The sequence below is a fragment of the Bifidobacterium reuteri DSM 23975 genome (assembly GCF_000741695.1).
GTDB lineage: Bacteria > Actinomycetota > Actinomycetes > Actinomycetales > Bifidobacteriaceae > Bifidobacterium > Bifidobacterium reuteri.
This window is the reverse complement of record NZ_JGZK01000022.1, coordinates 1-11,252: the sequence shown is the minus strand read 5'-3', so window position 1 is coordinate 11,252 and position 11,252 is coordinate 1. Positions and strand designations below refer to the sequence as shown.

General features: G+C 62.9%; 6 protein-coding genes. 5 read left to right on the top strand and 1 reads right to left on the bottom strand.

Annotated elements, in window-relative coordinates:
• The first annotated feature begins 41 nt into the window (after positions 1-41).
• From BREU_RS10795 to BREU_RS10785, 3 genes are all read left to right on the top strand, one after another.
• A complete protein-coding gene (locus BREU_RS10795; protein ID WP_044090699.1) occupies positions 42-1,241 on the top strand; it encodes an IS110 family RNA-guided transposase in 1,200 nt (399 codons plus the stop codon).
• A gap of 190 nt (positions 1,242-1,431) precedes the next feature.
• Positions 1,432-3,570: a beta-galactosidase gene (locus tag BREU_RS10790; protein WP_044095990.1), complete on the top strand. Its 2,139-nt coding sequence runs from the start codon at positions 1,432-1,434 to the stop codon at positions 3,568-3,570.
• 600 nt (positions 3,571-4,170) lie between these two features.
• The gene (locus BREU_RS10785) at positions 4,171-5,517 is read left to right on the top strand and encodes a glycoside hydrolase family 30 protein (protein ID WP_044088697.1); all 1,347 of its coding nucleotides are present in this window, start codon (positions 4,171-4,173) and stop codon (positions 5,515-5,517) included.
• A 200-nt stretch (positions 5,518-5,717) separates the two neighbouring features.
• Here the strand turns inward: BREU_RS10785 and BREU_RS10780 are convergent, their stop codons facing one another.
• The gene (locus BREU_RS10780; RefSeq protein ID WP_052382131.1) at positions 5,718-7,331 is read right to left on the bottom strand and encodes an ATP-binding protein; all 1,614 of its coding nucleotides are present in this window, start codon (positions 7,329-7,331) and stop codon (positions 5,718-5,720) included.
• 378 nt (positions 7,332-7,709) lie between these two features.
• Between BREU_RS10780 and BREU_RS10775 the strand changes: the two genes are divergently transcribed.
• Positions 7,710-8,375 (top strand): TetR/AcrR family transcriptional regulator, encoded by a 666-nt coding sequence (locus BREU_RS10775; protein WP_044095994.1) that lies wholly within the window; start codon positions 7,710-7,712, stop codon positions 8,373-8,375.
• 283 nt (positions 8,376-8,658) lie between these two features.
• A complete protein-coding gene (locus tag BREU_RS10770; protein WP_044095992.1) occupies positions 8,659-11,013 on the top strand; it encodes a glycoside hydrolase family 3 N-terminal domain-containing protein in 2,355 nt (784 codons plus the stop codon).
• Positions 11,014-11,252: the final 239 nt, after the last annotated feature.

The following is an 11,252-nucleotide window of genomic DNA, read 5'->3' as shown; positions in this document are numbered from 1 at the left end:
CCACGGCGACCGAGGACACCTTCATGACGGGAGGGACGACGATGACACCGGACGACATCGACGTGTGGGTCGGGCTGGACGTGGGCAAGAGCGCGCATCACGCGCACGCCCTCGACCATGACGGCAACACCTTGTACGACAAGCCGCTCAGACAGGACGAGAAGGCCATCCGCACGATGCTGGAGAAGCTCTCCGAACGCGGGCGCGTGCTCCTGGTCGTGGACCAGCCCAACACCATCGGCTCCCTGCCCCTGACCGTGGCCCGCAGCATGGGCGTGCAGGTCGCCTACCTGCCCGGCGCCGCCATGCGCAGGACCGCGCAGCTCCTGCCAGGCGCCGCGAAGACCGACCGGAGGGACGCGTACGTGATCGCGTGGGCCGCGCTCAAACTCCCCGAAAGCCTGCGGGACGCGGGCCCGGACGACGAGACCCTCGCCGCCCTGAAGATCCTCGCGGGCCACGACGAGGACCTCGCCCACGAATCCGCCCGCCACATCAACCGCCTGCGCAGCCTGCTCCTGCAGACCCACCCCGCGTTCGAACGCGTCCTGAAGGGCGAACGCGCCACCCGCGACGCGACCCTCGCGCTGCTCGAACGCTACGGCGGCCCCATGGGCATGGGCGCGGCCGGCATCGAACAGGTCAGGCGATGGGCCGGGAAAGAAGGACTGCGCGCCGGGCGCATCATCGACGACATGTTCAAGGCCATCGGCGAACAGACCGTCACCGTGCCCGGCACGGCCATGGCCGAAAGCATCATCCCCTCGATAGCCCGCGACATCAAGACCATCAAGGACCGGCGGCGCGACCTCGCCGCGCAGGTCGAACGCCTGCTGGACGGCCACCCTCTTCTCACGGTCCTGACGTCGATGCCAGGGATAGGCGTCAGGACCGCAAGCAACATCCTCCTCGGCATCGGCGGCGACGCCGCCCACTTCAAATCCGCCGCCCACCTGGCCGCGTACGCCGGCATCGCCCCCGTCACCAGCCAATCCGGCACCAGCATCAAAGGCGAACGGCCAGCCCGCGGCGGCAACAAACGCCTCAAGAACGCGCTATGGCAGTCCGCGTTCGTCGCCTCCACCAAACACCCGCCGTCCATCGCCTACTACAAACGCAAACGCGAACAAGGCAAGCACCACAACGCCGCCGTCATCTGCCTCGCCCGACGCCGCTGCGACGTGATCTACAGCATGCTCAAGAACGGCACCCTCTACCAGGAACAAACCCTCGCCGCATGAAACCAACCGACACAGGCCACGGCAGCCGACCGCCAAGGCCAAGGCGAAGCACGCCCACCACAACCAACCCCGACACGACACAACAACCCCTCACAAGGTTGACAAAAACATAGGAACACCCCCCGACCTTCGACCTACGATAGGCATATCAAACCAGCCCCAACCAGCCCATAGCGCAAAGGAACCTTTGATGACCAAGACCAGCGTGGACCGCATCCTGTTCGGCGCGGCCTACTACGACGAATACATGCCCGCAGGCGCCGACCGCATCGAAACCGACATGCGGATGATGGAGGCGGCCGGCATCAACGTGATTCGCATCGCCGAATCGACTTGGAGCACATGCGAGCCGCAGCCCGGCGTGTTCGACTTCACCCATGTGGACCGCGCGCTGGATGCCGCCGCCCGTCATGGCATCGCCGTGATCGTGGGTACGCCCACCTACGCTGTGCCCGCCTGGCTCGTGCGCCTGCATCCGGACGTGCTCGCTGTGACGCCGAACGGCCCGGGCAAGTACGGTCCGCGCCAGATCATGGACATCGTCAACCCCGCCTACCGTTTCTACGGCGAGCGTGTGATCCGCAGGCTCATCGAGCATGTGGCCAGCCATCCGGCCGTCATCGGCTATCAGGTGGACAACGAGACCAAGTACTACGATTCCGTGAGCCCGGACATGCAGGCGCTGTTCGTCAAATACCTGCGCGAGAAGTTCCATGACGATCTGGACCAGCTCAACGCCCACTTCGGTCTCGACTACTGGTCCAACCGCGTGGACGCATGGGAGGACTTCCCGGACGTCACCAACTCCATCAACCAGTCGCTGCGTGGCGAATTCGACCGGTTCCGCCGTGCGCAGGTCGCCGAATTCCTGGCCTGGCAGACGGGTATCGTGCGCGAATACGCCCGCGAGGACCAGTTCGTCACCCAGAACTTCGATTTCGAATGGCGCGGGTATTCGTACGGCATCCAGCCGGCCGTCGACCACTTCAAGGCGTCGGCCGCCGTGGACATCACCGGCGTGGACATCTACCATCCCACCGAGGACGACCTGACCGGCAAGGAGATCGCGTTCGGCGGCGACATGACCCGCTCCACCAAGAACGGCGCCAACTATCTGGTGCTCGAGACCGAGGCGCAGGGCCAGCACGGCTGGGTGCCGTTCCCCGGCCAGCTGCGCCTGCAGGCCTACTCGCACTTGGCCTCCGGCGCGGACATGGTCGAATACTGGCACTGGCATTCCATCCACAACTCGTTCGAGACCTACTGGAAGGGCCTGCTCTCGCACGACATGGAGCCGAACCCCACCTACGAGGAGGCCGGGGTGTTCGGCCGCGAGGTGGCCCGCCCGGAGGTCGGCGAGCGTCTCGTGCACCTCGGGAAGCGCAACAAGGTGGCCATCATGGTGTCCAACGAGGCGCTGTCCGCGCTTGACTGGTCGCGCGTGGAGACCGGATTCCCGGACGGCGTCGGCGTGAACTACAACGACATCGTGCGCCGCGTGTACGACGCGCTGTTCGAGCTCAACGTGGAATGCGACTTCCTGCCCGTGGACGCACCCGGCGAACGGCTTGCGCAGTACGCGATGATCGTGACGCCGGCGCTGTACTGCGCGCCGGAGGAGACCATCGCGCGCCTGCGCGGCTTCGTGGCCGGTGGTGGCCATCTGGTCTCCACGATGCGCTCGTTCGTCACCGACGACGAGGTGACCGTCTGGCATGACCGTGCGCCGCACGGCCTGACCGACGTGTTCGGCATGACCTACAACCAGTTCACCCGCCGAAGGCGCGTGGGCGTGGCGTTTGCGGACGATGCCGCGCTCGCTGGCACGCCGGACGCGCAGGCCGAGGCGCTGATTGAGCTGCTCAAAGCCGATGTCGAGGACGACTCGCCTACCGAAGTGCTGGCCCGCTACGGCCATTACGCATGGGAATCCTATGCGGCCGTGACCCGCCATGTATTCGGCAAGGGCAGCGCCGAATGGATCGGCACGCTGCTCGACGCCGATACGATGCGCGCCGTGATGCGCGAGGCCGTCGAGCATGCCGGGGTCGAGGGTGCCGGATCGGCGCTCGCCGGCAAGGTTGTGGTCCGTCAGGGCGTGAACTCGGCGGGGGAGACGGTCACCTACCTGCTGAACTACTCCGCCGAGTCGGTCACCTTCGCCAGCCCGGTCGCCGGCTCGGTGGTCGTCGCGCCGCAGGTCATCGGCCATGACGGACTGATCGACGAGGCCGCCTCCACTTCGCTGGCCGTCCGCCCCGGTCTGCCCGTCGCGACGGGAGACGAGCTGACCATTCCGCGCTGGAATCTCATCGTCATCGTCGGCTGAGCGCGCGTCGTACGTGGCCATGCGGCGTGGCTCCCGTAGCATGGCCCCACGGTGTAGGGATTGTCCCACCGTGTAGGGAAATCCCCATGGTGTAGTAAATGACCCACGGTGTAGGGATGTAAAATGGCGGAATTCCGCCAAAACGCAAAAACCGCTCTCTACACCGTGGGCCGTTCCCTACATGGTGGGGTGTTCGTCCTCGTCAGCCCGGTACTGAGAGGCGTCAATATGCGAAGAATCGCACCTCGTGGCCCCGGATGCAGGTGTTGGAGCCGCATTGCCTCGCCATGCGGTTCTGTCGCATGTCGTATGCTCCGGACGCGCTGATGGGCGATTGGGTATTCCTCTGATTACTGAGTGGTAGATAAATCTATGCCGTGAGTGCGTTTCGCTCAAGACACGCTGGTTAAGTGAGCAAACTTTCTGCGTTATACTCTATCTAGTAGTTATTAGATAAATATCCGATAACGAACAGTCATCACAGATATAACTCAACGAAGAGTCGTGGGAATGCGGTTTTAGTGCGCGGGTGTTTTGGCGCGCACAGGGCCGTGAGCCCGCACCATCATCTCCGCGAAAACCAACGAAGGAGTCCACACCATGACCACATGGATCGCCACCACCCAGGACGCCAAGCTCATCGACCGCACGGCCGAACTGGTCGCCACCGGCGCGACCGCAGCGCCGGACCTGCAGCTGGATGGCAATGAGTACCAGAAACTGCGCGGCTTCGGCGGCTGCTTCAACGAGCTCGGCTGGCTGCCGTTGCAGACCGTAACCGAAGCCGAGCGTGACCAGATCATCAAAGAGCTGTTCAGCCCCGACGAGATGAACTTCACGTTCAACCGCGCGCCCGTGGGCGCCAACGATTTCGCCGACCACTGGTACAGCTACGACGAGGTCGAGGGTGACTACGACATGGAGCACTTCTCCGTCGAACGCGACGAGGAGACCCTGATCCCATACATCCACCGCGCGCAGGAATGGCAGCCGGATATGCGCCTGTTCTCGAGCCCCTGGTCCCCGCCGACCTGGATGAAGCGCCCGAAGGCCTACAACTACGGCCGTCTGATCCGCACGCCGGAGAACCTCAAGGCGTACGCGAAGTATCTGGTCAAGTATGTTCAGGCCTACGCCGAGCATGGCATCACCGTGAACCAGCTGCATGTGCAGAACGAGGTCTTCGCCGATCAGAAGTTCCCGAGCGCCCTGTGGGATTCCGATGCCCTGAAGGAGTTCATCCGCGATTACCTCGGACCGGCGTTTGATGAGGCCGGGCTCGACACCGACATCTGGCTGGGCACGCTCAACGGCCCGGAGGACATGAAGTGGACCGGTGGCGGCTACGGCATGGCCCTCAACAACTACAACCGTTTCGTGGACAACATCCTCTTTGACGACCGCGCCCGCCACTACATCAAGGGCATCGCCTACCAGTGGGCCGGACAGAACTGCATCGCCCGCACGCACGAATCGTGGCCGGAGATCGAGCTCATCCAGTCCGAGTCCGAGTGCGGCGACGGCCAGAACACCTGGGAATACGCCGAATACGTGTTCCACCTCATCAACCACTACATCCGCAACGGCGCCACCGCCTACACCTACTGGAACATGATCCTCGACGATCAGGATTCCACTTGGGGCTGGTGGCAGAACTCGCTGTTCACCATCACCGCCGATACGCACGAGGTGCGTCGCAATCCCGAATACTACGTGATGCGCCACTTCTCCAAGTACGTGCGTCCGGGCGCCGTGCTGCTGGGCACCACCGGCCACTTCAACTCGATGGCCATCGCCTTCCGTAACCCGGACGGCACGGTGGTCGTGGTGGCGCAGAACGCCCTCGAAACCGAGATGCCGTTCGAGTTCGCCGACCCGTCCGACGCCTCCCGCGGCATCAAGGCTGTGCTCGCGCCGCGTTCGTTCAACACTTTCGTGCTGGGCTGACGCGTTGCCTGAAGCGTCGGGCCGACATGCCGGACGACGTGCCGGCTGACGTACCGGCCGACGTGCCGGCCTGAAGTGCGAAGCGCTGTGACGGCGGTTTCCCGTTACTCACAGCACTTCAGCTCTGCTTGTTTAGTGTCGTATTCATGGCATCCGTTTCTGGCATCCGTCACGCCGCGACGTACCGGGTGTTTCGGGCGTTACCCGTGGGCATGATGCTGCCGGCGTGCTCGAGTTTGCGCAGTGCGTATGCCGCTCGATTCTTGTTGATTCCCAGACGTTGCTGGATTTCCAGCCGGGAGATGCCTTCGGGGGTGCTTCGGATCAACGCCAAGGTGAGCTCCTCCAATGTGCTGGATGGATTGAATGCATTCGTTTGCGGCGTTAAAGGCATTGCATTCTGGGGTGCCGATGGGGGCAGCGATGGGATGGACGTGCAGCCGTTGTGTGTCGCTTGCGCCGGTATGTTGTCGGCCGGTGCCCCCGGTGCCGGTGCCGCCGTCGATGTGAGATGTGGCGTGGGCAGTCGGTTCCAAGGCGAGAGTACCCACTCCCTTTCCAGTCGGGTATCCGTTGAGGACGGCGATTTGGACGTTGCCCTTCTCCTGAATGGCGTGACCGGAAGGGAAGGGGTTGCTGGCGGTGAACCAATCACTGATGTCGGGCCCATCGGTTGGATTGGCATGAATCGGATTGCCCCCGTCTCCGGTGCCGTCCAATCGAGGAAGACTCAGGGTGAATGCGCTTGGCGTGATGCGGATAATGGGCGATTCGCTGTTGCCGGCATACTCCTCCATGATTTTGGGAATGCCGCTGCCGTAGCTTTCCATAAGATCCAGACGGTAGAACGTGTTTGCCAGCACTGTGTTACGGGGTTGGGAGATGCCGTTGGTGAGATCTGTGAGCGTGATGCCCTTCACCAGTCCGCCAAGCGATACGAAATCGATGCGGTCGGCATAGATGCTGACCAAGGTGGGTCCCGAATAATCGTAATCGCGATGTACCACGGCATTGAGCAGAGCCTCTCGCAGGGCCGCTGGCGGATAGGCATAGGTGTCATTGCGGTACAGGCCCACGATATCGGAACGTATCGGATTGTTGAGTTCCAGATAACGACATACATCGTCCAGCTGCTGGAGCAACGATCCTTGAAACTCCTGACGTGCAAGGAACCGCGCTTTCGAATTGCCTTGATATACGGCGCACTTGATGGTATGTCGGCATTGGTCCGAAATCAGGGCTGCGGCGTTGGTGTACAGCCCATCTGAATTGATGAGCCCCAATGACCGTTGTTGGGGCTTGCCCCAAGGTACTTGTTGACGGGCGAATATCGCATTTGCCTCGTTGAATGTCAGGTCCTGATCGATGCTTACGGATGCATCGAACGCCGTGACGTCGTCATCTCGAATCATCTGTCGAATGCGTTCTTCGCTGGCGGGTACGGCGGAAACCCCGTGGCGGATGAACACTCCGGTTGGGCGCATGCCCTTTCCAGAGAGATAGTAAGGGCGCTTGACGCCGCGAAGTACGGTGACATGGACGATGTTGCGCATAACGCCGGCGTCGTCCTCCATCGATTCGCATTCGATGGAGGTATACGCGGTCAGATCCGGTCTGATGGCATTGCGGATCATGTCGCCGACGCCGCCCATCACGGCATCGGGGTCATCCACGCCGACGGGGATGCCGTCATCGTCGATGCCGATGTACAGGTCACCGCCTTCGGAGTTCGCGAAAGCGACAATCTCTCGTTTCGCCGCATCGTTGAGCTGTCGTTTGAATTCGACCGTGGCGCTTTCATGCAGTCGGCTCATGGCGGTACCCCTGTTAACCCTCAATCATCATCGATGAATTCATCGTAACTCATCGATGGGACTAGGATTCGGTGTGGGGTGTTGTAGCGGGTGGGTGTCAATTATTGTTGTCATCGTTGTCATGACGATGGTCCGTCGCATGTGCCGGGTGTGCGTTTCACACTCGGCAACTAGTATCTTCCGCAAGAAGTTCGTTGATTATATTGTTGGCTCCCCTTGTCGGGGGAGCTGTCCCGGCGGGGCTGAGGGGTAGTCAATTCGCCAACGAATTTCTAAAGCAGGACACAAGTGGGGCCGCTGCCGTCGCTGCGCCGAAGCCGAATCATGGAGCTTGCGGGCCGGTTCGAGCGCAAGCGGTGGCCGTACACCGCCATCGGAATGCGGTTGGTTTACACTGGTCAACTATGTCCACGCCAACCGCATCCCACCCCAAGCGCACTCCGCAAATCGCCCGAAGAGCGTCGGCGGGAGATCCTCGACGCCGCGGTCCATCTGATCTCGGAGCGCGGATACAACGGCATCTCCGTGCAGGATGTGGCGGATATGGTGGGTGTCACCAAGCAGGGTGTGCTGCGGTACATCGGCAGCAAGGACAACCTACTGGCGATGGTGTACCGCGATAACTACAACGTGGACGGCAATGTCGAGGATTTCAAGGTTTCCGGGCTTCCGGGGTCCACTGCCGATGATCTGCGCCTGCCTGCCTACCTGCGCTATCTGGTGGACTACAATTCGCGGCGTCGCATGCTGGTGCAGCTGTTCTCCGTACTCCAGGTGGAGACCTTCAATCCGGGTCATCCCCTGCATGAGGAGTTCGCCGATCGCCAGAACTCGATCTGGCGCTACTATTCCAGCTTCAATTGGCGCATCCCGCCGGCGTTCTCCTCGTTCGATGACGTGCGCCCGACCGTGCGCAAGGCGTTGGAGGCCATGGACGGCATGCAGCTGCGCTGGCTTCGTGAGCCCGCCGTCGACCTCAACGAAGAATGGGCGGAATTCGAGCCCCTGCTGTTCCCCTCACCGCTGTGGGATGGGTATCGCTGAAGCATATTTCCAGCGCTTATTTGAGTCTTATCGGATTCATCGCCATTGCATCTGAGTGCCAACAATGATGCCGCGAATATGACGATGGCATTGACGCCAGCCGTCAGATCGCTGGTATGCCTGTGAACGGCGTGTAGCTGCGCAAGCAAACTGGTAATCCATCGTATTTCGAGCTGTGCGTTGCCGGTTTTCGCCACTCTCCAGCGTGTCTAGGCTCATGCCGCACTAAACTACCAATCGGTAATTAAAGTTGTTCGATTTCATCGAGGAAAGCGATACCGCCATGACCGCAACCATCGAAAACCTGCCCTACAAGAACCCGGACCTGCCTGACGCCGAGCGCATCGCCGACCTGCTCTCCCGCATGACCCTCGAGGAGAAGGTCGGTCAGATGATGCAGCTTGACGCGCGAGGCGGTGATCTGGAGGACCTCATCGTCAACAAGCACGTCGGCTCCATCCTGCACACCAGCCCCGCCGATCTGCCGCGCGCCGTCAAGATGGTCAACGAGCAGACCCGTCTGGGTATCCCGCTGGTCATCGGCGACGACTGCATCCACGGTTACTCGTTCTGGCCCGGCGCCACGATCTTCCCCTCCCAGCTGGGCATGGCCGTGAGCTGGGACCCGGCCAAAATCGAGGCCGCCGGTCGCGCCACCGCCGAGGAGGTCTCCTGCACCGGCGTGCACTGGACCTTCTCCCCGGTGCTGTGCATCGCGCGTGACACCCGCTGGGGCCGCGTGGACGAGACCTTCGGCGAGGATCCGGCGCTGATCGGCGAGCTCGCCTCCGCCATCGTGCGCGGCTATCAGGGCGGCGCCAAGGCCGGCGAGCCTCTGCCCAAGGACGCGATCCTAGCCTGCGCCAAGCACTTCGCCGGCTACTCCGAGACCCAGGGTGGTCGCGACGCCTCCGAGGCGGACCTCTCCCACCGCAAGCTGGAATCCTGGTTCCTGCCGCCGTTCGAGCGCGTGGCCAAGGAGGGCTGCGGCACGTTCATGCTCGGCTACGAATCCATCGACGGCGTGCCGGTCACGTTCAACAAGTGGCTGCTCACGGACAAGCTGCGCGGCGCTTGGAAGTATAACGGCACCCTCATCACCGACTGGGACAACGTCGGCCGCTCCGTCTGGGAGCAGAAGGTCAAGCCCGATTACGTGCACGCCGCCGCGGACGCGGTCAAGGCCGGCAACGATCTGGTCATGACCACCCCCGCAGTTCTAGGCGCAATCGAGGCCGTGAAGACAGGTCTGCTGGACGAATCGCTGATCGACGCAGCCGTGAGCCGTATTCTTGCGCTCAAGTTCCGCCTCGGACTGTTCGAGGACCCGCGTCTGCCGGACGAGGCACGCATCAAGGCGGTCATCGGCTCCGAGGAACACCAGCAGTTGAATCTTGAACTCGCGCGCGAGGCCGTAGCCCTCCTGCGCAACGACGGCGGCCTGCCGTTCACCGCCGGCGCCAAGGGTGGCTCCGCCAAACGCATCGCCGTCGCCGGCCCGCTCGCCGACGACGCCCAGAACCAGCTCGGCGACTGGACCGGCAACTCCGGACAGGTCTCCTGGATGCCGGACGGCCAGCCGCGCGAGATGATCACCACCGTGCTCGACGGTCTGCGCGCGCTCGCCGGCGACGACTGCGAAGTCACCTATGCCCGTGGCGCGAACGTCGTGGACCTCGTGACCGACCCGGCCGGCGAACTGTACCCGGACGGCCAACCCCGCCCGAAGATCGGTGTGAGCGCGGCCGTCGACCAGACCTTGATCGACGAGGCCGTGACCAACGCCCGCGAGGCTGATTTGATTGTGGCCGTGGTCGGCGATGTCGTCCAGCTGGTCGGCGAGACCTGCTCCACCGCCACACTCGAACTCCTTGGCGGTCAGAACGCGCTGCTCGACGCGCTCGCGGCGGTTTCGCGCGAAACCGGCAAGCCGATGGTCACCGTGCTCATCAGCTCCAAGCCGCAGGTGCTGCCCGCCTCCATCGTGGGTGAGAACGGCGTGTTGGCCAAGCGTGTGAGCGACCCGTCCACCGGAACCGGCTCCATCCTGTGGGCCGCGAACCCCGGTATGAAGGGTGGTCAGGCCATTGCCGAGATCATTCTCGGTCTCACCAACCCGTCCGGCCGCATCCCGGTCACCTTCCCGCGTCACGCCGGTCAGCTGCCGGTCTACTACAACCAGGTCCGAGGACAGCACGGCGACCGCTACGCCGACCTCACCCAAGATCCGGCATTCGCGTTCGGCGAGGGTCTGAGCTACACGACGTTCGAGTACGGCGAACCCCGGATCATCGGCGGCGCGACCGACGAGGATGGCGCGTTTGCGGTGGGTGACACCGTGCACGCCGAGATCGACCTCACCAACACGGGCGACCGTGCGGGCACCGAGGTGGTACAGGCATACATCGGCGACATCGTCACCTCCTACAGCTGGACCGACCGCGAGCTCAAGGCCTTCCAGCGCGTGGACCTCGAGCCGGGCGAGACCAAGACCGTGGCCTTCGACATCCCGGTAGCCGACTGCACCATCGTGGACCCGGACGCCAACCGCATCGTCGAGCCCGGCGAATTCGAACTGCTCATCGGCCACTCGTCCCGCCGCGATGAGCTCAAGCGCACCACGTTCACCGTGGCGTGACGCCGCCGCTTCGCGTTCCCGTGATGTCCCTGAGGCTGCCCTGCTCTTGCTTGTTCCGGCAAGGCGGGGCCGCCTTTTGCGTATCCCATCTACCCTGATGAGTGTTCTGGGCATATGGCGATGATTTGGCGTGCAGGAGTAGCTTTTCTGGGCATATGACGACCAGTTATTCTGGGCATATCCATACCATGAAGCCGGTTCTGGGCATATGCGGTACATGAGGAGGGGAAAATCGTTTC

Coding starts and splice junctions, on each gene's coding strand:
- BREU_RS10795 (WP_044090699.1), top strand. CDS start 42: ATGACACCGGACGACATCGACGTGTGGGTCGGGCTGGACGTGGGCAAG.
- BREU_RS10790 (WP_044095990.1), top strand. CDS start 1,432: ATGACCAAGACCAGCGTGGACCGCATCCTGTTCGGCGCGGCCTACTAC.
- BREU_RS10785 (WP_044088697.1), top strand. CDS start 4,171: ATGACCACATGGATCGCCACCACCCAGGACGCCAAGCTCATCGACCGC.
- BREU_RS10780 (WP_052382131.1), bottom strand. CDS start 7,331: ATGAGCCGACTGCATGAAAGCGCCACGGTCGAATTCAAACGACAGCTC.
- BREU_RS10775 (WP_044095994.1), top strand. CDS start 7,710: ATGCGGTTGGTTTACACTGGTCAACTATGTCCACGCCAACCGCATCCC.
- BREU_RS10770 (WP_044095992.1), top strand. CDS start 8,659: ATGACCGCAACCATCGAAAACCTGCCCTACAAGAACCCGGACCTGCCT.